Raw genomic sequence first — 22,612 nt, forward strand, 5'->3', positions numbered from 1 at the left:
TGGCCGGTGATGCAAGCGATGACCCCGCATGACGGCCGGGCGGGCGCGTCGGCGCGCACCGGCCCGGATAGGCAACCAGCCGGTGCCATCATGAGGGCGTGACTATCCCGAAAACCATCCTGTTGTTCGTCCTCGCCGCCATTGCCGAAATAGGTGGGGCCTGGCTCGTCTGGCAGTCCGTCCGCGAGGGCCGGGCCTGGTGGTGGGCCGGGCTGGGTGTCGTGGCGCTGGGCATCTACGGCTTTGCCGCGACATTGCAGCCGGACGCACACTTCGGGCGTATCCTCGCCGCGTACGGCGGCGTGTTCGTGGCCGGCTCACTGGCCTGGGGCATGATCTTCGACGGCTTCCGGCCCGACCGGTGGGACGTCCTGGGTTCGGTGATCTGCCTGTTCGGGGTCGCCGTCATCGTGTTCGCGCCCCGCGAGGCCGGATGACCGCCGCTGTACCCAGGAAAGGATCCAGTAACCATGACCCGATTCGTGATTGGCCCGGACGTTGCCCTTCATCTTGCCCTCGAAAGGCCGGCGGTTTCAGACGATCACCAGCTGCTGGCACCGACGCTCCTCCGCTCGCAGGTGCTCTCACACCTGTACCAGTCAGTCCGGCGCGGCGACGTGACGCGGGCCGATGCCAATCGTCAGCTCGACTACATCCGGGGCCTTCGCATCCGGCTCCTCGGCGACCGCGTCCTGCAACGCACCGCGTGGAGCCTCGCCGAGGAACTTGGCTGGGATGACACCCTCGACGCCGAATACGTGGCCCTGGCCCGGCTTCAGGCAGACGCCTTTGTGACGCTCGACGCCGGGCTCGCCCGCTCCGTGCAGGGCCTCGTGACGCTCGCGGCACCTGAGGCGCTACTCACTCCGCCATAGGGCGGCGGCGGCCGACTACCGCCCGGCGGTGCGTTCGAGCACCTGGCCGAGGATCCGCGCGCCTTCCCTGAAAGCACCCGGATTGGGTCCGGCGAAGTTCAGCCGGATGAACGGTCCGGCCGGTTCGGCCGGGAACCACTCGGTACCGGCCGCGATGATGACCCCCGCGGCCTCGCAGTCCCCGACGAACTGGTCGACGTCGGTCCCGTCGGGAAGGCGGGCCCAGAGATTGAGTCCGCCCGTGGGCACGTGCTCCACGTGGGCCAGCGGGGCAAGTTCCCGCAGGCTGCTGAGCATGAGATCACGGCGGGACTGGAGCTGCAGCCGCAGTCCGCGCAGGTGCGTCTGCCATCCCGGCTGCGTCACGACGTCGAGGGCGGCCGCCTGGAGAACACCGCTGACATACATCGATTCGGCTCCCCGGTCGGCCAAAATGCGCTCACGCGCCGGGCCGCGGGCGATCACCGCGGCAATGCGTATGGCCGGGGACACGCTCTTGGTCAGCGAGCGGAGGTAGACGACGTGGCCGGAATCGTCGAGGCTGGCAACGGGCACGGAATCGGTGGTGATGCCGAAATCATGTGCCCAGTCATCCTCCACCAGGAACGCACCGTGTTCGCGCACCACGTCGAGCACCTGCTCGCGCAGACGGGCGGGCCATTGCGCGCCGGTGGGATTCGCAAAGTTCGGCTGCGCATAGAACACCCGCGCGCCGGTCTCCTCAAAGGCGCGGGCCAGGTCCTCGGGGTCCGGACCTTCGGGACCGCTGGGGACCGGAACAACACGGACACCGGACTGCGCCGCAGCCCGAAGCGCCCCCCAGTAGGTCGGGGACTCCACCAGCAGCGGCTGCCCACTGCCCACCAGCGCCCGGAACACGGAGCTGAGCCCGCTCTGGCTCCCCGGCAGCACAATCACGTCGCGTGGTGTTGGCGGGGTGACGCCTGCCGGGGTGGAGGCCCGGAGTTCGTGCGCGAACCAGGACTGCAGCTCGGGCAGGCCCGCGGCGGGCGGACGCGACCAGGCAGCCTCCCCCCGGGCTGCCCGGGTCAGGGCCGCCCTCACCAGCCGCTCGGGCAGGAGTTCCCGGTCCGGATAGCCTGAATGGAATGCGATGACATCGTTCGGCGCGTCGCGCATCGCTGTGGAGACGGGGCGCAGCGGCGCCCGCGGTGATCCCAGCGCCGTCGTCTGCCAGCCGTAGTCCGCGGGCCGGACGGTCCGCACGGCCCGCACGAACGTCCCGACGCCGGGGCGGCTCTCGATCAGGCCCTGCGCGGAGAGGGTCCGCAGGACCTTTTGCACGGTCACGGGGCTGGCCTGGTACTCGGCCACCAGGGAACGCGTGGAAGGCAGCCGGGCGCCCGGCGCGGCGGCCGCAATCCATTCCCGGAGCCGCGCCGCCATTAGCGAGGTGCTATCGTAAGACATGGAAGACAATAGTAGCGCTACTCAGGGAATCGATCAACCGTTATCGTCCCGGCCGGCAGTCGGACTGTGGTGGGGATTCGTCGGCGTCGCCGCATTCTCCTTCACTCTGCCGTTCACCCGGGTGGCGGTTGCGGGGTTGTCTCCGTTGTTCATCGGATCGGGCCGGGCTGTTGTCGCGACCGTTCTCGCCGCGTTCGCCCTCACTTTGACCCGGCAGCGCCTGCCCCGGGGAGCCCAGTGGGCGCGTATTGCGGTGGTCGCCGGCGGGGTGGTGATCGGATTCCCGCTGCTGACCTCCTTCGCCCTCACCTCGGTTCCCGCCAGCCACGGCGCGGTTGTTATTGCGCTGCTCCCCGCGGCGACCGCAACGATGGCGGTCATCCGCGGCCATGAACGGCCGCCCAGGTCTTTCTGGGTGATCACCGGCGCGGGCGCAGTGGCGGCGATTGGTTTCGCCTCTGCGCAGTCCGGCGGCATCGGGCAACTGCAATTGGCCGACCTGCTGCTGTTCGGCGCCGTCCTCTCGGCGGCAATCGGCTACGCCGAAGGCGGACTGCTGGCCCGCGAACTCGGCTCGTGGCAGACCGTCTCCTGGGCCCTCGTTCTGTCCTCGCCGCTCATGGCCGGCATCGCGGCGTTCTCTATGGCCAGCCAGCCTCCCTCTGCTACTCCCGTGCAGTGGGCGGCCTTCGCATACTTGGGCGTCGTGAGCATGTTTTTCGGCTTCTTCGCCTGGTACCGCGGCCTGGCCATCGGACCCATGGCGCAGGTCAGCCAGATCCAACTCGTCCAGCCGGTCTTGAGCATCTGCTGGGCCGGGCTCATACTGGGCGAAGACTTGACCTGGGCGACCATCATCGGCGGCACGGCGGTCATCCTCTGCGCCGGCCTGGCCGTCCGCTCCCGGCCAAGTGCGGCGAAGACGGCGGGAAGCAAAGCGGACGTGCTGGACAGCCCGAAGGACAACGCGAGGGACGCTGTGACAGTGAAACAATCCGGCTGATCTGATCACCTGCCCCGCCCCCGAAGCCGCCCAGCCCCAGACCGATCCGCAATCCGAATGGAAGTTCCGTGTACATCCCCGCACATTTCGCCGCCGGCCCCGATGCAGTCCGGCATCTGCTCACGCGCCCGTCCGCGGCCAACCTGGTCACCGCCACCGCGAAGGGCATGCTTGCCACGCTGTTGCCCTTCGTCTTCGACCCCTCGGCCGGTGAGCACGGCGCCCTGCACGCGCATCTGGCCCGCAACAACCCCCAATGGTCTGAACCCGCCCTCGGCGAATCGCTCGCCATTATCCAGGGCGCGGACGCCTACATCTCGCCGCGGTGGTACGCGTCCAAGGCGGAGCACGGACGCGTGGTTCCCACCTGGAACTACTCCACGGCCCACGTGTACGGCACCCTGGTCATCCACGACGATCCCGCCTGGCTCGCCAGCCATGTGAGGCGGCTGAGCAACCACAACGAGGCCGGCTCCGAGCGGCCCTGGACTGTCGAGGATGCCCCGGAGCGCTACATTGCCGGCCAGCTGCGCGCGATCGTCGGCGTCGAGCTTCTCATCACGCGGATCGAGGCGAAGCACAAACTCAGCCAGAACCGGCCCGACGCCGATGTTGACGGTGTGGTGGCCGGGCTGCGGGCCCGCGGTGACCTGGCAAGCGCCGCGGACGTCGAGAACGCACGTGAGGGCCGCGAGCAGATTCGCTGCCCGCACTCCGACTCCCCGGCCGGTCCTGCTTCCTGATCCTGGCACCGGCTGCGCCTGCATCCTGATGGCCGAAGGCTGACCCCGGCACCTGGGCCCGGCCCGGCCGTTTCGCTAGGTTTTCGCTACGAATTCGGGCCGGCGCCGCGGAAAAGGTCAGGCGCTACGGGGATCCCCGTAGCGCCTGACCTGTGGCGTGTCACGTGTCCGTTTCCGTAGCGGAATCCTGTGCCATCTCGTGGCCGAGGTTCATCACCCGGCGCGCCAACTCCCCCGGGTCCGGTTCCCGGGCGCCCAGCGCCCCCGTGCCCAGTTCACCCGCTCCCAGTTCACCCGTGCCCAGTTCACCCGCTCCCAGGTTCCCGGCGGCACGCAGGTCTTGCCGCTGCAGCCCCGGCCTGCCCAGCAGGACAGCGGACCACAGCGCCTGCACGGTTGATACGGCCACTGTGGCTCCCGTCGGTCCCGCGACCAGCCAGCCGCCGCTGGTCGCGGCCACTTTCGGGGCTCCCGGCCAGGATTTGCTGGCACCATTGATCGTTTGGGCGACGATCAGGTGCTGCCGCAGCGTTCTGACCGGGCCCAGGACGGGATCGCTCACCACATTTCGTCCGCACGCACCGCACATGTGAGCGTCCCTCCTAGGGCATGACGTCGCCGGAATTGGGCCCGAGTGTCTGCCCCACGTACAGGTTGCCGCCGGGATCGCTGGCCAAAAGCAGCGCCGTCGGGGCAACTTCGGCCGCCAGCCCGAAGCGCAGCAGCGGCAGCCCGGCACGCTTCGCCGCTTTCCACTCTTCCGAGATGCCGTCAACCAGGGGCGTTTCGATGGGTCCCGGGGCAATGTTGTTGACCAGCACGTTGTCGGCGGCAGTTTCCAGGGCCAGGGCCTTGGTCAGCCCCACGACTCCGGCTTTGGCGGCACTGTAGTGGCTGAGCCCGGTGCCGCCCTTGATGGCCAGCTGGGAGGCGATGTTGATGATCCGGCCCCACTTCTGCTGCCGCATCTCCCCCACCACCTCCCGGCAGCAGAGGAAGACACCGGTCAGGTCAACGGCAATCGTCTCGTTCCACATGGCAAGTGTCATGTCTTCCAGCGGCGATTCCGTCAGCAGGCCGGCGCTGTTCACAAGAATGTCGATGCTGCCGAGCCGGGACCGTGCTGCGGCAAAGGCCGCCTTCACGCTCGCCTCGTCTGAGACGTCGACGGCGATGCTTCCCGCCGCGCCCGACCGGTCCAGGATGGCGACTCTGTCGCCGTTGGCGGTGAAGGCCTCGGCGATGGCCTTGCCGATGCCGCTGGCTCCGCCCGTGACCACAACGGCGCGGCCCTCCGTGTTTCGGGAGGCGTCAGGGTTGTTCATGTTTGTCCTTCCGAGGCTTTTCAGGCACGCATCTTGATGGTGAGGCCGCCGTCAACAATCAGGGACTGGCCCGTGACGTAGACAGCGTCATCGGAGGTCAGGAAGCCGATCACGCTGGCAACTTCCTGGGGCCGTCCGACGCGGCCCCAAGGGATTTCCAGACCGGCGCGCTGCAGGCCCTCGGGCCCGAGGGAATTCACCGGATCCAGGGACTGGGGAGTTTCGATCAGTCCGGGGATAACGGCGTTGGCGCGGATGCCGCGCGGCCCCAACTCGGCGGCCACACTGCGGATCAGGCCGAGCACGCCGGCCTTGGCGGCCGCGTAGTGGGCATGTTCCTCCCAGCCGTAGACGCCGCCGGCAATGGAGGATACGGCAACCAGCGATCCGCCGTCGGTCATCTTCGCGGAACCGGCGCGCAGGGTCCGCATCACGCCGGTGAGGTCGACGTCGAGCATGTCGTGCCAGCGCTGGTCGGTCATCTCCGCCAGGGGCGAGTTGCGCAGGATTCCGGCGTTGGCCACGGCGTAGTCCAGGCGGCCGTATTCCTGTATGGCGCGGTCGGCGAAGGCATCGACTGACGGGGTACTGCGGACGTCCACTTCGTGGATGACCCCCTGGCCGCCCGCGTCCTTCACGAGGCGAAGGGTTTCCTCCGGGTCGTGCGGGTCGCCGGGAAAGGTTCCGATGACAGAATGCACGCCGCGGTGGGCGTAGTGGACCGCGAGGGCCCGTCCAATGCCGCTGGCCGCTCCGGTGATCACGGCCACCCTGTTCTCAGGCGTCATGGGGGTGGTCCTCGAGCAGGGCTTCGACCGGCGGCTTCGCGGCGATCATCAGCAGGCCGGAGAAAAGGGTTCCGGCCGCGCCGACCCACAAGGCTGCAGCACCGGTTCCTACGCTGGCGGCCGCTAGCGTGAACAGGAAACCACCGAGAATGGTGCCGGGCTGGCTCATTGCGCCGATAAAGGCTGTGCCGGTGGCACGGCAGCTGACAGGGTAGCACTCCGCCATGAAGTACTGGATCGCGGCGTACGGTCCGACCAGGAAGAACAGTCCGGCGCCGTAGGTGACGATGATCATGAAGGGGTCCGTGGCAAGGGGGCTGAGCATGATGGCGAAGGAGATGCCGGAGATAATCCAGCCTCCGATGATGGTCCGCTTGCGGCCGATCTTGTCACCGAGCCACCCATGGAAGACATAGCCGAAGTACGCCAGCCCGTTGATGACGATCAGCATCCAGAAGGCGTCAGAAAGTTCCACACCCTTGGCGTTCTTCAGGACAGAACTGCCGAGAATGCTGAAAATAAGGATGCCGAAGAAGTTGAAGATCCAGGCCAGCGACAAGACGATCGTATTCCGGCGCAGGTGCGGCTCCCAGATGCGCTTGAGCGGGGCCGCGGAGGAGTGCTCGACGCCGAAGGCGTGGGCCAGGGAATGGGCTTCCTCGGTCTTGCCGCTCTTCTCGAGTTGGGTCAGCTTGTGGTGCAGTTCGAACTGCGGCGTCTCCTTCAGTTTCTTTGCGATGACCCACACGATGATCGCGGCCGGAACGGTCGCCATCAGGTACAGGGCGCGCCAGCCGAGGGACGGGAGGAAGACGAGGGCGAGGGCGCTCGCAAGCAGGAAGCCCAGCGGCCAGCCACCCTGGATGAAGGAGTAGTGGAAGCCGGGGCGCTTGCGCTTATCCGCGACTTCGGTGACCTGGTAGACCTCGTTCATGTAGGTGGCGTTGACGGCCTGCTCCGAGAACCCGAGCCCGCCGAAGGAACGGACCAGCACCAGCAGACCGTTGCTGAGGAACGGGATCCCGGTCGGAATCAGGGCCGTCAGGCCCGAGACAATGGCGGTCCCGCCGATAGTGGTCATCATGCCCTTGCGGCGGCCGAGCCGGTCAATGACCGGGCCGATTCCGAAGCAGACGATCGCGGTGCCGACGGCGATCCAGGTGTTGATTGCGTACGCTTCGGTCGCGGTCCAGCCGAACTCCTGCTGCATGGCCGGCAGGAGGGTGCCGAAAAGTCCGAAGTCGAACACGGCGACCGTCCAGGCACAGAGCGCCAGGACGGTGGCGACGGTTGTGTGGTGCTTGGAGAATACCGGGAAGCGGCGTTTTTCGTCCGGTCCGGGTTGCGTCAGATCGACGGCGGGCTGCTGGATGGTCATTACTGGTTTTCCTTTCGGGGGCTGCGGGCGAGGAAGGAGTCCGCGATCTGGTCGAACTTCAGCCAGCTGACGCCTTCGTGGGAATTGATGTGTTCGATGAGGCGCTCGAGCATGAGCAGCACTTGGGGGCGGCCCGAGACATCCGGATGGATGGTCATGGTGAAGACGGCCTGATCCATTTCCCGGTACACCCAGTCGAACTGGTCGCGCCACATTTGTTCGACGTCCCGGGGACTGACGAATCCGTGGGAGTTCGGGGCCGCCTTGATGAACATCATGGGAGGCAGGTCGTCCAGGTACCAGTTGGCCGGGATCTCGACGAGGTCGGTTTCGGTGCCCCTGACCAGCGGCTCCATCCAGGTTTCCGCGGCCTTGGTGTAGTCGATCTTCTTCCAGCTGTCGCCGACCCGGACGTAGTAGGGCTCGAAGTCCTTGTGCATCAGGGAGTGGTCGTATTTGATCCCGCGTTCGAGCAGGATCTCGTTGGTGACCGGGGAAAATTCCCACCAGGGAGCAACGTAGCCCGTGGGCCGACGGCCGGAGACTTTCTCGATGAGTTCGATCGACCGGTCCAGGATGGCCGTCTCCTGCTCGCGGGTCATGGCGATGGGGTTTTCATGCGAGTACCCGTGCACGCCGATTTCGTGCCCGGCGTCGACGATCATCCGCGTCAGGTCCGGGAAGGTCTCGATCGAGTGGCCCGGCACGAACCAGGTGGCGGGCAGGCTGTACTTCTCGAAAAGCCGGATGAGCCGAGGGCCGCCGACCTCGCCGCTGAACAAGCCGCGGGAGATATCGCAGGGCGAGTCCTCGCCCCCGTAGGAGCCGAGCATTCCGGCAACTGCGTCCACGTCCACGCCGAACGCGACTTGGATGTCCTTAGTCATGAGATCAACCTTTCACTGGCTTTTTGTTGAGGTTTGGCTTCTTGTTGAGGTTTGGCTTTGGGCTGTGGATTGTTGGTGACGCTTGGCTTTGGGCGGGATGAACTAGTCAGGGAGCGTGCCCCTCAGGGCGAAGGCCTCCGCGATCCCGGCGGCGGGAGTGCCGAGCCTGAGCAGAAGGCTCAGCAGGACAAGCGATTGGGATGGCTTGAGCAGCCCGGCGGGGATGGCACCGGCAGCGCGCAGGTCCTCGCCGCCGCCGTCGCCGTAGCGGGGCACTACGGCACCGGCTTCCACGCGGGTGCTCGTCACCACCACGACGCCGGCCGCGGTGGCGTCGGCGACTTCCTGGCAAAGCACGCGGTTTGCGTTGCCCGTTCCCGTCCCCTGGAGCACGATCCCTGCCGCCCCGGCCTGGAGGGCAGCCCGCAGGAGGGTGGCGTCGGCTCCGGGGTAGGCAGCAATGAGGTCCACGCGCGGCGAACCGGCGTCCGCGCCCGGCAGGGGCAACGGGGGAAGGCCTGGTCGTACCGGCTGGATCTCGACCTCGCCGGAGTCGGACACCGATCCGACGGTTCCGAAGTCCGGGTTGGCGAAGGCATCGAGGCTGGTTGTGTGGCGCTTGCGCACTCCGGCCGCAGGGAAGATGCTCCCGGCAAACGCCAGCAGCACACCGATTCCGCGCGCCCGCGGAGAACCGGCGACGGCGATCGCGCGGGAGAGATTGCCAGGACCGTCCGGAGAGTCGGCGTCGGCAGCCTGCTGCGCTCCGGTGAATACGACCGGGCGGGGATCATCGTGGGTGAGGTCAACGAGATAGGCCGTTTCCTCCATCGTGTCCGTCCCGTGGGTGACGACGACGCCCAGAACCTGCGGATCGGCCAATGCTTCCCGGATCGCGGCGCAGATGGCGATCATGTCCTCGACTGTCAGCAGGTACGAGCCCTTCCGGAAAACGTCGAACACGCGGACCGGATGGGCCGCTGGCACGCCCATGCTGGCAAACACCTGCTCCCCCGTGTCGGACGCCACCGCGGCTCCGCCGGCCTCGGACGCACGGGAAGAAATCGTTCCTCCCGTGGCCAGCAGGACCACGTGGGGGCCAACTAAATCTGTGACGGTCATGTCCACTCCGTTTGTTCTGTAACTGTTTCCGCATGCTTACCCAATCGATTGGGTTGTTAGTTAAAAGTTATTCCTGCCATGTTTCCTGCAGATGCTCCCGGAAGTTTCAGGGGGGTAAATACTTCGCCGCCGGCTCCCGGGATTCCGTCTACCCAATCGATTGGGTACGCCGTTTGATTGACTATAGAATGTGAGGTGGGACACGTCAAGAGTGCCTGGACCAGAGATCCGGGCATTATCAGGCACTCTTGGTGATGACGACCTTTTGAGCTGAGGCAAGGGACTGAATGGAAGAGAGCACGGCCGATGGCCGCACCATCACGCTGAAGGATCTCGCGAGCGAGCTCGGAATCCACCCCTCGACCGTATCCAGGATCCTGCACTCGGGCTCCGAAGTGGCGCGCGGGGCAGCCTCTGTAGCTACCGCCGAACGCGTGCGCGAGCTCGCGCGGAAGCGCGGCTACTCCCCCGACCCGCAGGCCGCCGGCCTGCGGACGCGGCGCACGCATCTCATGGGCGTGATAGTTCCCCGGCTTTCGGACCTCGTTCTGGCGATTATGTACGAGGGCATCGACGAAGCCGCGGCGGAGCTCGGCTATTCCACGTTTGTTATGAACTCGCGCGATGAGCCCGAGGAACAGCGCCGCAAGACGGACTCCATGCTGGCCCGACGCGTGGACGGGCTGATCATCGGCGACGCACACCTGGACAGCGGCCTGTTGCGGGAGCTTGCCTCCCGGAAGGTGCCGTTCGTGCTCATGAACCGGCGCGTCCCGGGCTTCCCGTCGGCCACCTGCGACGACGTCCTTGGCGGCGAGCTTGTGGCCGACCACCTGTGGGGCATGGGGCACCGGGACGTCGCCGTGATCGCCGGCGAGCCCTATGCCAGCACGGCCGTCGACCGGACGGCCGGTTTCGTGGACCGCTGGCGCGCGCTGGGCGGGAAGATTCCCCCTGACGCCGTTGTGTGGTCCCGATTCGATACCGGCGGAGGACGGGAAGCGGCCGAGACCATCCTGGCTCACGGCAACTCCCACCCGACTGCACTGTTCGCCGTCAACGACTTCGCGGCCATCGGCGCCATGGGAGCCCTGCGGTCCCATGGCCTCGGCGTCGGCCGCGACGTGGCGGTGGTTGGCTTCAATGACACCTCGCTGGCCGCGGAACTGCCCATCCCACTCTCTTCGGTCCGCTCGCCCATGCTTGATATCGGGCGGACGGCGGTGCAGCTCCTCAAGGGCGTCCTGGACGGCCGGGAGGTCGAATCGGTCAGGCTGGAGCCGGTCCTGTGCGTGCGGGAAAGCAGCGGCTTCGGCATCGCGGTGTGACACTGCAAGAGAATCCTCCAGTCAGTCGAATCAGTGAGTGGAATCGGGAGGCCATGCGGGCACGCGCCGTCCGTCAATCCGTAGCCCAACCGTGCAGGCTCCACGCCCATGAGTTGAGGAGCCCATGACTTGAGAGTAGTGACCCGGGTCACAGCGTCCTATCGGAGGTTCGCCCAAGATTGGGGCGACTTTTAGTGCAAACTGCCCAGTCCCTTTAGCGGGCGGCCGCAACGATGCCGAGGGCGAGCATGCACGTGGCGCGGACTTCGCCATCGGACAGGTCCAGTTTCAGCAGCTCCTCGATTTTCCGCAGCCGGTAGCTGAGCGTATTCCGGTGGATGAAGAGTTCATCGCAGATCTTCGCGGAGTTCCCGCTGTGGCGCAGGTACGCGCCGAAGGTCTCCCGCAGCGAGCTGCCGCCGTCGGAGGCCAGGGGCGCCAGCAGTCGTTGGCACATCGCAACCAGACCCGGACTGGGCAGTCCCTGCACAATGCCGGCGAGATCTGCCAGCGGCGCCTGGTGCACCCCGGGCCGTCCCACATGACGGCGGGCAAGCTGAAGCGCCAGCGGCAGTTCGCTGAGGCCCGCGGATTCCGAGACGATGACGGACAGTTCCGGGGCGTCCGTAAAGAATCCGCGCGCAGCATCCAGTAAGTCGGCCGCCGAGTGCCGGTGCTGCAACAAGAGAGTCGTGAGTCCGGCCTCTTCCATGAACCGCACAGTGCCGAACCCGGCCTGTAGACCCACCCGGGCGCGCCATGCGATGGCGCGCAGCTTTGCGGGGGCCACCTCTTCTGAGCTGCCGATCAGCACCGCACCCCAGTCGCTGTCAGGATCGAAGCCGGACTCGAGGGCGTAGCGGCGCAGCGGCGTGGACGGCTCGCCGCGGTCCTCATAAAGGGCCTCCATGAAGCGTGCGGCTTCCCGGGAATGCAAGGGCGAATGGGACCCGAGGGTATAGCTAAGCTGCATAGCGATGACGGCGGCCACGGGGCCCAGAATGGGCTGCAGCACAATGTTGCTCCCGATCCCCTCAATGGCAAGCCTGAACTGCTCGGACTCGCCGCTGGGAAGGCGCAACGCGGTCCGCGCGGTCCCGCCGTGAGCCGCTCCCGCGGAAACAAGCTCGAAGGCGTTCTGGTCGATCACGGCCACCCTCGCATCGATGGCATCCGCCACCCTCTCCAGGACCTCCGCCAGGGAATGCCCGTCGGCCGCCAACCGGGTGCATTGGTCCGCCAGTTCCCAGCCCTTCCGCAACTCCTCATAGCGCTCGGCAGCGATGACCCGCTCCACGTGCCGCATGACCAACACAAAGGGCACCTGCGGCGCGAGCTCCAGCAGCGGCAGGCCGTGCACCTCGCAGGCACGGAGCAGGCCGGCCGGCAGCTCGCTGTGCGCCGCGCCCAAGCCGAACGCCAGCCCTGAGACGGGGACGGAAACCAGCCGTTCCACGTAGGCGTCCCAGGTCCTGAAGTCCTTGACGTTCAAGCCCATGCCGTTGGTCAGCACCAGGGCGTTCACGCTGAGGAAGGGCGTGGGGTCCATGTGTTCGGTGGGAGCGCACCAGGTGATGGGCCGGGCCAGTCGGCCCTCGCCGCCCGCAACCCGAAGCCGGATGTTGAGATCGGCGTTGTCTGCTAAATCAGAAATTCGCACGGGGCCCTCCCACTACGGCGGGCGTCCCCCACCGGACAGTGCAATAACCATAATTGATGCCCGCAGATTCAGCGACCTGCACAATATCGGGCACGTGAATTGCTGAGTAGCGTTGCACCCATGCAACCCAATGTGACTCCCGACACTTCTTCAGGCACCTCAGCCCACGCCTCTCCCTTCAGCGCTCCCCCCGCCTCTCCTTTCGGCGCTCCCCCCGCACAACGGAGGGTGCTCTTGAACTCCGATATGGGCGAAGGCCTTGGCCTCCACGAGTTCGGCAACGACGAAGAACTCATGCGCATCATCGACGTCGCCAACGTGGCCTGTGGGTATCACGCCGGCGATCCCGACGTCATGGAACGGACCGTGGCGTTGGCTGCTGAGCACGGCGTGGCGGTCGGAGCGCACCCCGGCCTGCCGGACATTGTGGGGTTCGGACGCCGCCGAATGGTTCTCACCCCGGCCGAGGTCGAATCGATCATCCTGTACCAGACCGGAGCCCTGACGGCGTTCCTCGCAAAGTACGGGCTGGAACTGAACCACATCAAACCCCACGGTTCCCTCTACGGCATGCTGGCCGGCGACGAGGAACTGATGCAGGCTGCCGCCGGCACAGCCTTGCAGTTCGGCGTTCCGTTTTTCGGGCTCGCGGGGACCGCCCACGAAAGCGTGTGCCGGTCCATGGGGGTGGATTTCGTGCCCGAACTCTATGTTGACCTCAACTACGGCCCGGCCGGTGAGCTGCTGATCCAGCGCCGCCCGGCGCCCACCGATCCCGACGCCGCCGCCGAGCGTGTCAGCAGGGCGCTGGCCGGCAAGCCCGTCCTCGCCGTTGACGGCACCGAGCTGGACATCCGGTTCCAAAGCATCTGCGTCCACTCCGACGCACCCAATTCTGTCGCAGTGGCCACCGCAGTGCGTGCGGTCCTGGGCTGAACCGATCTATCCAAACCATCTGAAAGAGAGCATCCCGTGGCAACCATCGTTTCCCCGCTCCCCGGCGTCTTTTATCGCAAGCCCGGCCCCGGCAAGCCGCCTTTCGCCAATGAAGGCGACGCCATCGAGGTCGGACAGACCCTCGGCATTATCGAAATCATGAAGCAGTTCACCGAAATCCAGTCCGATGTGGCCGGCACCCTGGAGTCGTTTGAGGTCAACGAGGGCGACATGGTCAACCCAGGCGACGCAATCGTCGTCGTCCGGGAAGGATAGCCATGAAGAAACTGCTCATCGCCAACCGCGGCGAGATTGCCGTTCGCATCGCCCGGACCGCCCGTGAAATGGGCATCGAAACATTCGTGGTGGCCAGCGAAGCCGACGTCGAATCCTTGGCTGCCCGGTCCGCTGACCACGTCGTCGTGGTGGGTCCGGCGCCTGCCACCGCCAGCTACCTGAACCAGGACGCCATCGTCGCCGCGGCCGTGGACAACGGCTGCGATGCCGTCCACCCGGGCTACGGGTTCCTCTCCGAGAATGCGGACTTCGCCCGGAAGGTCGCTGATGCGGGCCTGATCTGGGTGGGGCCGCGTGCGGACGCCATCGCCATGATGGGCAATAAGTCCTTGGCGAGGGAATCGGCCCGGAAGGCCGGCGTCCCCGTGCTCCGTGGCTCGGACGGCCCCCTCGATCCGGCGGCCGACGCCGTAGAAATCGCCCGCAGCATCGGCTACCCGCTCGTGATCAAGGCTTCCGCCGGCGGCGGCGGCCGGGGCATCCGCTTTGTGCACAGCGAAGGCAAGCTTCTGGAATCCATTGAGCAGACACGCGGCGAAGCGGCTGCTGTCTTCGACGATCCCACCGTTTACCTGGAACGCTTTGTCCAGCATGCCCGTCACGTGGAGGTACAGGTCCTCGGCGATGGAACAAACTTCATCCATCTCGGCGACCGCGACTGCTCTATGCAACGGCGCTCCCAGAAGGTCATTGAAGAAGCACCGGCGCCGGACCTCCCAGACCACGTCCGCCAGAGGATCCGGGATTCCTCCGTGGAACTCGCCCGCGAGTGCGGCTACAGCGGCGCCGGAACGGTCGAATTCCTCTATGACCCGGTCAACCATGAAGCGGCGTTCATCGAAATGAACACCCGTATCCAGGTTGAGCACCCGATCACCGAGCAAATCACGGGCGTCGATCTGATCCGCGAACAGCTGCAGATCGCGTTCACCGGGGCGATGTCCCTCCGCCAGGACGACATCGCATTCAATGGCCACTCCATCGAATGCCGTATAAATGCCGAGGACCCCGACCACCACTTCTTCCCCAGCCCTGGCCTCATCACGGCCATGGACTGGCCCGCCGGCGCAGGCGTCAGGGTGGACACCGGGGTGGAGACCGGTTCCACGGTCACTCCGTACTACGACTCCCTGATGGCCAAGCTGATTGTGCATGCGGACACCCGCGAAGCGGCCATTGAGGCGATGCTGACGGCCCTGGATGAGACCCGCATCGAAGGCGTCAAAACCACCATCCCGGTGCACAAGAAGCTGCTGAGCCGGCCCGAATTTGCGGCCGTCACCCACCACTCGAAATTCCTTGAAACCGTCCCCGATCTGATGGAGGCACAATGAGCAGCCCGGAACCCGCCGTGTTGGAGGCCCGTTACACCTGGGGCGGAGACGAATTCCTGTTCGTTGAGGTCGCGGAGTCCATGAGCCTGGCCGCCAACTTCCGGGTGATGTCCATAGCAGCGAAGCTTTCGGCCATGCAGCTGCCCGGCATCGTGGACATCTGTCCCGCCAACGCCTCGCTGCTGGTGCGGTTCGATCCCGATGTCCTGCCGCCGTCGACCCTTGAAGAGACCGTCCGGACCATTGAAGGGGATCTGGCGCACCATCACGACCATTCGCTGGAAACCCGGATCGTCGAGGTCCCGGTCTGGTACGAAGACCCGTTCACGGCGGAAGTGGCCGAGCGATTCCGCGAAGGATTCCATCAGGAGCCCGGCGGCACCGACATTGACTACGCAGCCAAGGTCAACAACCTCAAGGACGCCGCCGAATTCATTCAGCGCCACCATGAGCAACCATGGCTTGTCTCCATGGTTGGCTTCGTCGCAGGCCTCCCGTTCCTCTTCCAGCTGGTGGAGCAGGAAAAGCAACTCGAAGTACCCAAGTATCTGAGTCCGCGCACCGACACCCCCAAACTGACCGTGGGCCACGGCGGCTGCTTCGGCTGCATTTACTCCGTGCGCGGTGCCGGCGGCTACCAGATGTTCGGGGTCGCTGCCGCGCCCATCTTCGATCCTGCCCAGTCCCTGGCCGATTTCAAGGACTTCATGGTGTTCTTCAAGCCGGGCGACATCGTGAAGTTCAAGCCCGTCACCGAGGCCGAATACAACACCATCCAGTCTGAGATCTCCGCCGGAACGTTCCGCTACCGGCAGGTGCCCGTGACATTTGATCTGTCCAGGGCGCTGGCGAATCCCGCGGGCTACAACCAGGAACTCATGGAGGCCCTCAATGGCGTTTGACATCAAGAACCCCGGCCTGGCCACCACAGTCCAGGACCAGGGACGCACCGGCCACTACAACGTGGGCATCCCGCAGAGCGGTTCCCTGGACCAATACTCGGCCGAACTCGGAAATGCCCTGGTGGGCAACACCGCCAAGGAAGCCGTCCTCGAATGCACGTACCTGGGCCCGGTGCTGACCACCGACCAGGATGCCGTCGTCGCCGTCACCGGGGCACCGGTTGAGGTAAAGGTCAACGGCGACGCCCGGCCCCAGTGGACCCGGCTCCAGCTGAAAGCCGGCGACGAACTCAGCTTCGGGGTCATCCGGGGAGGCACGCGCTACTACATCGCCGTCCAGGGCGGCATCGATGTTCCCGAGGTGCTCGGCAGCCGGTCCACCTACAGCCTGGGCGCTATCGGCGGGTTCCATGGCCGCAAGCTGGAGGCCGGGGACCGGATTCCGGTGGGCGCCCCGCTCAACGCCGGAGCCCTGCCCGACGCCGATACAGTTCCGGAGGAATTCCGTCCCCTATTCGCCAAGGAACAGGCCGTCCGGATCGTCCTGGGCCTTTACGACCACCGGCTCACCGACGAAGGACTGGACAATCTCCTGCACAGCGAGTGGAAGGTGACCCCGGTGGCTGACCGGATGGGGCTGAGGTACTCAGGTCCCGGGGTGCAGTGGAAGGAGCGGGAGCAGCCATTCGGCGCCGGCTCCGATCCGTCCAACATCGTGGATGCCGGCTATGCCGTCGGGTCCATCCAGATTCCCGGCGGCACCCAGCCGATCATCCTGCACCGCGATGCCGTCTCCGGCGGCGGTTACGCCATGGTGGGCACGGTCATCAGCGCCGACATGGATCTGGTGGCCCGCGCCGCCCCCGGCACATCCACCAGGTTCGTGGCAATCAGCCTGGACGAGGCCCTTGTGGCGCGCAAGGAACTCGCCGAGCTCAAGAGGAACGCCCGTGGGGCCATCGGCGCCGGCGGCTGAGTAGCGGCCGGCGGCTGAGTAGCGGACCGGCGGCTGAGTAGCGGACCGGCGGACTAGGGCGAACGGACCGGCACACGAACCTTGTGCTTCTGCGCCCGCGGGTCCTTACTGGTGGGAGGAGACCAGGCCGCCCGCCGCCAGGGCGCGATATCGCAAGGATCCAGCTCCCGCCCGGTTCAGCGGTTGGGGCGGCAGGCGCTCCAACCGTCGAACCTGGATCTAGGAGGACAGTCATGTTCGCTCGCGTCAGCACGTATCAGCCCGGCCCGGACAGCTCCGGGGCACCCACAGACGACACCGTCAACCGGGTGCTCCAGCTGCCGGGATGCCTGGGCATCTATTACCTGCTGGGGAAGGACAGCAAGTCACTGTCAATCACGCTGTGGGAGGACGAGGCGGCTCTCGCCGGCAGCGAACAGGCCGCCGCCAAGATCCGCGCCGAGACCAGTGCGGAGCAGCACATGGAGATCCTGGGCGTGGAGGAATTCGAAGTGCTGACCCGGCAGCTCAAGGATTGAGCGTCAGGACGGGGCGTAGCCAGGGGCCAGGGACGACCGGCGGAAGTCGGTCTGCCACACGTCCGTGTCCTGCCCGTCGGCGTCGGTGAGGACGTAGTCGGGCCAGCGGTCAAACGCGGAACAAGGATGGGATATCCCGAAATCCAGCGTGTCGGTGACATCCACTCCGGACACCCCGGAGAGCACCGTGTGATGGTCGAAGAGATTGCGCACCGCTGCGGTTGCGCCGGGCTTGAGGGCTCCGTCCGCGGTCCGGACCGAGAGGACGCTGGGCAGTCCGGCGTCGTAGGGAAGGTCCCTTTTGCCGGCTCCGACGACGGCCATCCCGTCTTCGGGGGTGGACAGGACCATCGCGCGAACGGACAGCGCCGGAATGAGTCCCGGAACGGGGCTGACGGCGGCATAGGTGCCGTGGTCGTGGGTGACGTAGCAGCCCGATCTGAGAACAATTCGTGTTCCGGGCACCTGGCCGCGATCGGGAAGGAACTCAACCACGCGGTCCGGGAACGCGGAACCACCCATGGAGTAGATGGGAGTGGCTGTCTCAAAGAACTCCGCCGCTTCCAGATAGATGTCCCGCACCAGCCGGCAGTGCCGGTCAACCGCTGTGACGTTATCCTCGGCCCTGCTGTTGGGCACGACGCCTTCATACCCGGCAACACCCACCAGCCTCAGTCCCGGCGTGGCACGGACCAGCCCGGCCAGGCGCAGACCCTCGGACAGGCTGCGGATGCCGGTGCGCCCGCCGGGGGTTCCGACGTCGATCAGCACCTCCAGGTCGGCCGCCGCACCATCGAAGATCTCGGCAGCCACCTTCACGCCTGCTGCCGAATCGACGAAGCAGCGGATTTCCCGGGCGGGATCTTCCTCCAGCCAGGCACGGATACGCGTTAGCCCGGACCTGTCGACGATCTCGTTGGCGACGAGGACGCGCTGATGACCCCAGCGCAGTGCGGAGGCGACTTGATCCACGGTGGCGACTGTGACGCCGACGGCGCCGGCCGCCAACTGCCGCTCGATGATCGGTGCCGACATCGTTGTCTTGACGTGCGGCGCGAGGTCCACGCCCCGCTCCCGGCACCACGCCGCCATGACCCGGATGTTGTTCTCGAGGGCAGCGCTGTTGAGCCGCAGTTGCGGATACGCCGGCGCCGTGAGGGGCGTTGCCGCGAAGTCCGCATCGGTTCCGTCCGATCTTCCGCTCAGCCTGCTCACACGTATCCCCTGTTCTTCGGTCCCAAAATGCTGCCTCGACTCCGACAAATCTACTTCAGTGACGTGTCTACCGGAGTGACGTGCCTCTGGCGGCACGCCCAGGCCCGGGCCGCCTAGACGTCCAGCGCCGGGTTCCGGTCGAAAAAGCCGGCCGGCTTGAGCCAGAACGCGACTGTGTCCACCGGCATGACCGGCCACTCCTCCGGTCGTGGGATGTGGTGAATGCCGAAAACGTACCAAAGGACGACGTCGGTATTTTCCACGGACCGCCCCTGCCGCACCCATTCGGGCATTCCCAGCCCGCCTGTGCCCTGGTTCACGAACTCGCCGGCCGGCCAGCGTTCCGCGGCATCGTTGGGCGTCACCCATACCGTGTGCCCGATGACCTCCGCACGCTGGAAAACCGGAGATGCCGGGTCAAAGAACGACGGGAAAGCTGCGCCGGGCACCAGCTTGTACGACACCGGGGTCCCGAGCCCGTTGACCGAGTTGTCGTTCGTCACCGTCCAGGCCCGCTGGGTCTCCCAGGAGTAGTCGTCGTGCCCCTCGGTCGTGATGGGGGTCTTGTCCTGATGCAGGGCGAGCCCGTACGGATTGTCCGGACCCATCGGGACCATCGCGGTTTCCGAACGGTAAACGGTATTTGCGGTGCCGTCGATGTCCAGGTCGAGCCGGGCCACAAGGAAATGCTGGTGGAAGGGTGCGTAGGTCCGGTTGTCCACCAGCGTTCCGCTCGGATGCTGCTGGCCCTCGCCGAAATGGCTGACCACCATGATGCCGGTGGCCCTCACCTCGCACTCAATGTTCCCGTCCTGATAGAAGCGCCAGTACACCAGGTATTCATAGTTGGCCACGGTGACATGGAAAGAAATCACCAGTCGACGTATCCGGCGCACTTCCATGCCGCCGTCGTGGTCGATGTGCTTCCACAACACCGCCCCGTCCTCTTCGTGGATGCAGATGGCGTTCCTGATGGTGTAGGGCTCCCCCGCAGAATTGTGCATGATCGCATCCAAATACCGGATTTCCCCGAGGCAGTCGCAGCCCAGTTCCAGCGACGTCGTCATGAATCCCAGACCCCATTCGCCGACGTCGAACGCGGTGCGCCGGTAGTGGTCATCGCTGGGATCCCGGTAGGGAACGGCCATTTCGGCGAAGGACAGGCGGTTCGCGATCGGCCGTTCGCGGCCGCCGTCGCGATAGCTGACCCGGTGCAGCGTCAGACCTTCGCGGTAGTTGAACCCGACGCGCAGGGACCAGTTCTGCCAGCTGATCCTGTTGCCGTCCATCTGAAAGGAAACGCCTTCGGGCTGGACAATGTCCAGCGGCTTGAGCGGTTCGCGGGTGCTTGCGTCGCGGAGCCGGTCCGGGATCAGCGCCGGGACATATTCGCCCATGATCTCGGGACGGTCCACCGCAAAAGTGTCCTCGATGTCCAGCAGCTCCATGGAAGCCAGGTCAATGACGCAGTGGAACCCGTTGACCGGCCCCGCATACGGGTTTGCGCCCGCACCGGCACGGACCCACGTGTCGGACCAGCCGATCCGGCGCCCCTGGTGCTTCTCCGGGATCATTGACAGGCCATAGGTCCACACGTCCATGAAGACCAGGGACAGATCAGTGATGCCGCGCTTGGCAAGCGCGGCGATCACCTGCGGGTGGCTGCGCAGCGCTGCGTCAGCTTCTTCCCACTCGTCGACGGTCATGTTCGCCTGAACGCCAGGGATATGGGTGAAGGAGAGGACAACCCCGTGGGTCAGCGATAGCCGCGCCTGGTAGGTCTTGTTGGAGGACCGTTCGAAGCAGTTCACCCCGACGATCCGTTCCGGAGCCGGCGCGCCGGCATCGGCTTCGAAGGCGGCGACAGCGGACTTTTCCGGTTCGATCAGCTCGATGGCTGCCAGCCGCCACGCCGGAAACGTGACGCCCTGTGCGCTGGCGAGCAAGGACGCAGCTGCACGGAACTCGTCCTCGCCCAGCGGATCCAGCGGATGAGACGGTGCGGCCCTTCTCATGGCGCTCTCCTTCTGCGGGTCACGTTCACGGCCCGCTACGGCTTCTCTTCCTCGGCGGCCTCGGTGAAGAGGGCACCCTGCGCGGCTCCCGAGCCCGACCTCCCGCCGCCCGCTCCGCGCAGGATGAATGCGATACCGACGGCGGCCGCCGCGCCGACCAGCGGCCCGGCGACATATACCCAGTAGTCGCTGAAGTTTCCGCTGGCGAGATCCGGTCCGAACGTTCGTGCCGGATTCATCGACGTGCCGGAGATGGGGCTGCCCCACAGGCCTGCCAAGGCAATGTACGCGCCGACACCGAACGCCCCAAAAAGCCCGACGTTCTGGGCCCCGGAGGCGGTTCCCAGGATGACGCTGACCAGCACCATCGTCAGCAGCGCCTCCATCAGGAACGCGGCGCCGGCCGTATAACCAGCCGCCGGATAGTTTGAACCGTAGGTGGCGGAGACGCCGATCACGCCCTGCAGCAGCAGGCAGGCGAGCGTCGCGCCAATGAGCTGAACGACGATGTAGCCCGGCACCCGGCGCCACGGGAAGTCACCGCGGAGCGCGAACGCAATGCTGACCGCAGGGTTCAGATGCGCGCCCGAGATCTTGCCCATGAACAAGATGATGCCCATCACCATCAGGCCCGGAGCCACCACTGCCGCCGTGCGGCTGATGACACCGGGGAACGCCTGGCCCATCATGCCGCCGCCGGCCGCGACGACCACGAGCAGGAACGTGCCGTATAACTCCGAGAACAGGCGCCGCCATTCCTGGCGCGGATCATTAAAGTCCTCAATCCGCTGCAGGACGCTTTGCTCCACTATTTCAAGTATGTTGGGTATGACGTCGTGATGCGCGTGGTCCCGGCGAGCGCCGTTTTTGTCCTGATTTGCCGCCATGGCTGTCCGCCTCCGCAGGTTCTGGCCATGTGGTCTGCCGTGCCCAGCCTCGGTCTGCCACCTCAGAAGGCCAATGTACCGCTGACGGCGACAGTTGTCAGCGCTCCGCGGGTGGCTCGCTGCCAGCGGGTGGCTCGCTTAGGGTCAGTGTGGCAATTTCGTAAGGACATCCGAGGGACAAAGTCCTAGCATTCAGCCATGAGGCAAGAAACCTGGCAAAAGTATTCCGAGTGGCCCCTCGTCGGTGCGGCTTTTGTTTTTCTGGCGGCCTACTCCATCCTCGTCATTGCAGAACCGCCGCAGCCCTACGCCGACCTTCTCGGAATCGTCGTGGGGTCAACGTGGGTCGCCTTCGGCGCCGACTACATTGTGAAGTTGCTCCTGGCGCCCCAACGGGGCCGGTGGTTCGTCCGCCACCCCTTGGACCTGCTCATGGTGGTGCTCCCCGTTGCGCGGCCGTTGCGGCTCCTGCGTCCGTTCACCTTGCGCCGGGTCATGGAACGGGCCCCGGGCACCGCCATCAGGACCCGCGTCCTGGCCTACGTCATTGTCTCCGCGGTCCTCCTGCTCTACACGGTCGCCTTGAGCGTCTTCAATTTCGAAAAGGGCGCACCGAACGCGAATATCACCTCGATGGGCGACTCGTTGTGGTGGGCAATTGTCACCATCACAACGATCGGCTATGGCGACTACTACCCCGTAACCGTTCCGGGCCGGTGGGCTGCGGCCACGCTGATGGTCGGCGGGTTTGCAGTCCTGAGCATGGTCACGGCGGTGGTGTCCTCCTGGCTAGTTGAAAGTGTGACGGCAGCAACCAATCTGCGGAGGCGGTCGGACGAAGGCATCGGCAGCGAAGAACGTGCCCGCCTCGTGGCCCAGATCAGCAGGCTCCATGACCAGCTGGCCCAGGGACCGGGCGATTCCGGCAGTACCCCGGCCCTCGGAGGGACACCCAAGGAACCGCCTCAGGGGCATTGACGCTGCCTGCGTAC

Annotated in this window: 23 protein-coding genes; 12 read left to right on the forward strand and 11 right to left on the reverse strand. The window is 66.0% G+C overall.

The genetic code is table 11. From position 1 onward, the window contains the following. The first annotated feature begins 98 nt into the window (after positions 1 to 98). On the forward strand, positions 99 to 437 hold the full coding sequence (locus tag AC1DFR_RS02360; protein ID WP_476872634.1) for a YnfA family protein: 339 nt from the start codon (positions 99 to 101) through the stop codon (positions 435 to 437). Positions 438 to 470: 33 nt separating this feature from the next. After that, on the forward strand, positions 471 to 875 hold the full coding sequence (locus AC1DFR_RS02365) for a type II toxin-antitoxin system VapC family toxin (RefSeq protein ID WP_476872635.1): 405 nt from the start codon (positions 471 to 473) through the stop codon (positions 873 to 875). 15 nt (positions 876 to 890) lie between these two features. Here the strand turns inward: AC1DFR_RS02365 and AC1DFR_RS02370 are convergent, their stop codons facing one another. Next, complete coding sequence (locus AC1DFR_RS02370; RefSeq protein ID WP_476872636.1) at positions 891 to 2,306, reverse strand: aminotransferase-like domain-containing protein; 1,416 nt, start codon at positions 2,304 to 2,306, stop codon at positions 891 to 893. Here AC1DFR_RS02370 and AC1DFR_RS02375 point away from each other — a divergent pair. After that, the gene (locus AC1DFR_RS02375; protein ID WP_476872637.1) at positions 2,305 to 3,309 is read left to right on the forward strand and encodes a DMT family transporter; all 1,005 of its coding nucleotides are present in this window, start codon (positions 2,305 to 2,307) and stop codon (positions 3,307 to 3,309) included. The two genes, AC1DFR_RS02370 and AC1DFR_RS02375, sit on opposite strands and share 2 nt — an antisense overlap. Before the next feature lie 68 nt (positions 3,310 to 3,377). Further along, positions 3,378 to 4,052, forward strand: coding sequence for an FMN-binding negative transcriptional regulator (locus AC1DFR_RS02380; protein ID WP_476872638.1), 675 nt, complete (start codon positions 3,378 to 3,380; stop codon positions 4,050 to 4,052). Positions 4,053 to 4,212: 160 nt separating this feature from the next. On the opposite strand, the gene AC1DFR_RS02385 is transcribed toward AC1DFR_RS02380, so the two are convergent. From AC1DFR_RS02385 to AC1DFR_RS02410, 6 genes are all read right to left on the reverse strand, one after another. After that, positions 4,213 to 4,614 (reverse strand): hypothetical protein, encoded by a 402-nt coding sequence (locus AC1DFR_RS02385; RefSeq protein ID WP_476872639.1) that lies wholly within the window; start codon positions 4,612 to 4,614, stop codon positions 4,213 to 4,215. Positions 4,615 to 4,654: 40 nt separating this feature from the next. Next, positions 4,655 to 5,377 carry an SDR family NAD(P)-dependent oxidoreductase gene (locus AC1DFR_RS02390; RefSeq protein ID WP_476849520.1) on the reverse strand — a complete coding sequence of 241 codons (723 nt, stop codon included), beginning with the start codon at positions 5,375 to 5,377 and terminating at the stop codon, positions 4,655 to 4,657. 20 nt (positions 5,378 to 5,397) lie between these two features. Further along, positions 5,398 to 6,165 carry an SDR family NAD(P)-dependent oxidoreductase gene (locus AC1DFR_RS02395; RefSeq protein WP_476849519.1) on the reverse strand — a complete coding sequence of 256 codons (768 nt, stop codon included), beginning with the start codon at positions 6,163 to 6,165 and terminating at the stop codon, positions 5,398 to 5,400. After that, positions 6,155 to 7,543: an MFS transporter gene (locus AC1DFR_RS02400; RefSeq protein WP_243177850.1), complete on the reverse strand. Its 1,389-nt coding sequence runs from the start codon at positions 7,541 to 7,543 to the stop codon at positions 6,155 to 6,157. Before AC1DFR_RS02400 ends, AC1DFR_RS02395 begins: the two co-directional genes overlap by 11 nt. Then, positions 7,543 to 8,430, reverse strand: coding sequence for a polysaccharide deacetylase family protein (locus tag AC1DFR_RS02405; protein ID WP_476849518.1), 888 nt, complete (start codon positions 8,428 to 8,430; stop codon positions 7,543 to 7,545). Before AC1DFR_RS02405 ends, AC1DFR_RS02400 begins: the two co-directional genes overlap by 1 nt. A 102-nt stretch (positions 8,431 to 8,532) precedes the next feature. Continuing rightward, on the reverse strand, positions 8,533 to 9,552 hold the full coding sequence (locus tag AC1DFR_RS02410; protein ID WP_476872640.1) for an asparaginase: 1,020 nt from the start codon (positions 9,550 to 9,552) through the stop codon (positions 8,533 to 8,535). A 287-nt stretch (positions 9,553 to 9,839) separates the two neighbouring features. Between AC1DFR_RS02410 and AC1DFR_RS02415 the strand changes: the two genes are divergently transcribed. Further along, the gene (locus AC1DFR_RS02415) at positions 9,840 to 10,880 is read left to right on the forward strand and encodes a LacI family DNA-binding transcriptional regulator (protein ID WP_476849516.1); all 1,041 of its coding nucleotides are present in this window, start codon (positions 9,840 to 9,842) and stop codon (positions 10,878 to 10,880) included. Between the two features lie 214 nt (positions 10,881 to 11,094). Here the strand turns inward: AC1DFR_RS02415 and AC1DFR_RS02420 are convergent, their stop codons facing one another. Next, positions 11,095 to 12,540: a PucR family transcriptional regulator gene (locus tag AC1DFR_RS02420; protein WP_476849515.1), complete on the reverse strand. Its 1,446-nt coding sequence runs from the start codon at positions 12,538 to 12,540 to the stop codon at positions 11,095 to 11,097. Between the two features lie 228 nt (positions 12,541 to 12,768). Here AC1DFR_RS02420 and pxpA point away from each other — a divergent pair, with 228 nt between their 5' ends. The 6 genes from pxpA to AC1DFR_RS02450 all read left to right on the forward strand — a co-directional run bounded on the left by pxpA (position 12,769) and on the right by AC1DFR_RS02450 (position 17,503). Continuing rightward, positions 12,769 to 13,476: a 5-oxoprolinase subunit PxpA gene (gene pxpA, locus AC1DFR_RS02425; RefSeq protein WP_308288969.1), complete on the forward strand. Its 708-nt coding sequence runs from the start codon at positions 12,769 to 12,771 to the stop codon at positions 13,474 to 13,476. A 36-nt stretch (positions 13,477 to 13,512) separates the two neighbouring features. Next, entirely contained in the window at positions 13,513 to 13,752 is a 240-nt protein-coding gene (locus tag AC1DFR_RS02430) for an acetyl-CoA carboxylase (protein ID WP_028276237.1), read from the forward strand. A gap of 2 nt (positions 13,753 to 13,754) precedes the next feature. Next, positions 13,755 to 15,107 carry an acetyl-CoA carboxylase biotin carboxylase subunit gene (locus tag AC1DFR_RS02435; protein ID WP_476872641.1) on the forward strand — a complete coding sequence of 451 codons (1,353 nt, stop codon included), beginning with the start codon at positions 13,755 to 13,757 and terminating at the stop codon, positions 15,105 to 15,107. Beyond that, complete coding sequence (locus tag AC1DFR_RS02440; RefSeq protein ID WP_476856024.1) at positions 15,104 to 16,009, forward strand: 5-oxoprolinase subunit B family protein; 906 nt, start codon at positions 15,104 to 15,106, stop codon at positions 16,007 to 16,009. Before AC1DFR_RS02435 ends, AC1DFR_RS02440 begins: the two co-directional genes overlap by 4 nt. After that, complete coding sequence (locus AC1DFR_RS02445; protein WP_476872642.1) at positions 15,999 to 16,985, forward strand: 5-oxoprolinase subunit C family protein; 987 nt, start codon at positions 15,999 to 16,001, stop codon at positions 16,983 to 16,985. The genes AC1DFR_RS02440 and AC1DFR_RS02445 overlap by 11 nt, the downstream gene beginning before the upstream one ends. A gap of 233 nt (positions 16,986 to 17,218) precedes the next feature. Continuing rightward, a complete protein-coding gene (locus tag AC1DFR_RS02450) occupies positions 17,219 to 17,503 on the forward strand; it encodes a hypothetical protein (protein ID WP_476872643.1) in 285 nt (94 codons plus the stop codon). 3 nt (positions 17,504 to 17,506) lie between these two features. Here the strand turns inward: AC1DFR_RS02450 and AC1DFR_RS02455 are convergent, their stop codons facing one another. The 3 genes from AC1DFR_RS02455 to AC1DFR_RS02465 form a co-directional block, all read right to left on the reverse strand. Then, entirely contained in the window at positions 17,507 to 18,718 is a 1,212-nt protein-coding gene (locus AC1DFR_RS02455; protein WP_476872644.1) for an alanine racemase, read from the reverse strand. Between the two features lie 113 nt (positions 18,719 to 18,831). Continuing rightward, positions 18,832 to 20,733: a primary-amine oxidase gene (locus AC1DFR_RS02460; protein WP_476872645.1), complete on the reverse strand. Its 1,902-nt coding sequence runs from the start codon at positions 20,731 to 20,733 to the stop codon at positions 18,832 to 18,834. 35 nt (positions 20,734 to 20,768) lie between these two features. Continuing rightward, positions 20,769 to 21,620, reverse strand: a complete 852-nt coding sequence (locus AC1DFR_RS02465) for an MIP/aquaporin family protein (RefSeq protein WP_476872646.1) — start codon at positions 21,618 to 21,620, stop codon at positions 20,769 to 20,771. Between the two features lie 198 nt (positions 21,621 to 21,818). Between AC1DFR_RS02465 and AC1DFR_RS02470 the strand changes: the two genes are divergently transcribed. Next, the gene (locus tag AC1DFR_RS02470) at positions 21,819 to 22,598 is read left to right on the forward strand and encodes a potassium channel family protein (RefSeq protein ID WP_476871461.1); all 780 of its coding nucleotides are present in this window, start codon (positions 21,819 to 21,821) and stop codon (positions 22,596 to 22,598) included. Positions 22,599 to 22,612: the final 14 nt, after the last annotated feature.

Source organism: Arthrobacter sp. 05T410, assembly GCF_056396505.1.

Excerpts from the sequence above, each read along its gene's own strand:
- AC1DFR_RS02365 (WP_476872635.1), top strand. The coding sequence starts at position 471 with ATGACCCGATTCGTGATTGGCCCGGACGTTGCCCTTCATCTTGCCCTC.
- AC1DFR_RS02375 (WP_476872637.1), top strand. The coding sequence starts at position 2,305 with ATGGAAGACAATAGTAGCGCTACTCAGGGAATCGATCAACCGTTATCG.
- AC1DFR_RS02370 (WP_476872636.1), bottom strand. The coding sequence starts at position 2,306 with ATGTCTTACGATAGCACCTCGCTAATGGCGGCGCGGCTCCGGGAATGG.
- AC1DFR_RS02390 (WP_476849520.1), bottom strand. The coding sequence starts at position 5,377 with ATGAACAACCCTGACGCCTCCCGAAACACGGAGGGCCGCGCCGTTGTG.
- AC1DFR_RS02395 (WP_476849519.1), bottom strand. The coding sequence starts at position 6,165 with ATGACGCCTGAGAACAGGGTGGCCGTGATCACCGGAGCGGCCAGCGGC.
- AC1DFR_RS02400 (WP_243177850.1), bottom strand. The coding sequence starts at position 7,543 with ATGACCATCCAGCAGCCCGCCGTCGATCTGACGCAACCCGGACCGGAC.
- AC1DFR_RS02405 (WP_476849518.1), bottom strand. The coding sequence starts at position 8,430 with ATGACTAAGGACATCCAAGTCGCGTTCGGCGTGGACGTGGACGCAGTT.
- AC1DFR_RS02410 (WP_476872640.1), bottom strand. The coding sequence starts at position 9,552 with ATGACCGTCACAGATTTAGTTGGCCCCCACGTGGTCCTGCTGGCCACG.
- AC1DFR_RS02415 (WP_476849516.1), top strand. The coding sequence starts at position 9,840 with ATGGAAGAGAGCACGGCCGATGGCCGCACCATCACGCTGAAGGATCTC.
- AC1DFR_RS02435 (WP_476872641.1), top strand. The coding sequence starts at position 13,755 with ATGAAGAAACTGCTCATCGCCAACCGCGGCGAGATTGCCGTTCGCATC.
- AC1DFR_RS02440 (WP_476856024.1), top strand. The coding sequence starts at position 15,104 with ATGAGCAGCCCGGAACCCGCCGTGTTGGAGGCCCGTTACACCTGGGGC.
- AC1DFR_RS02445 (WP_476872642.1), top strand. The coding sequence starts at position 15,999 with ATGGCGTTTGACATCAAGAACCCCGGCCTGGCCACCACAGTCCAGGAC.
- AC1DFR_RS02450 (WP_476872643.1), top strand. The coding sequence starts at position 17,219 with ATGTTCGCTCGCGTCAGCACGTATCAGCCCGGCCCGGACAGCTCCGGG.
- AC1DFR_RS02460 (WP_476872645.1), bottom strand. The coding sequence starts at position 20,733 with ATGAGAAGGGCCGCACCGTCTCATCCGCTGGATCCGCTGGGCGAGGAC.
- AC1DFR_RS02465 (WP_476872646.1), bottom strand. The coding sequence starts at position 21,620 with ATGGCGGCAAATCAGGACAAAAACGGCGCTCGCCGGGACCACGCGCAT.
- AC1DFR_RS02470 (WP_476871461.1), top strand. The coding sequence starts at position 21,819 with ATGAGGCAAGAAACCTGGCAAAAGTATTCCGAGTGGCCCCTCGTCGGT.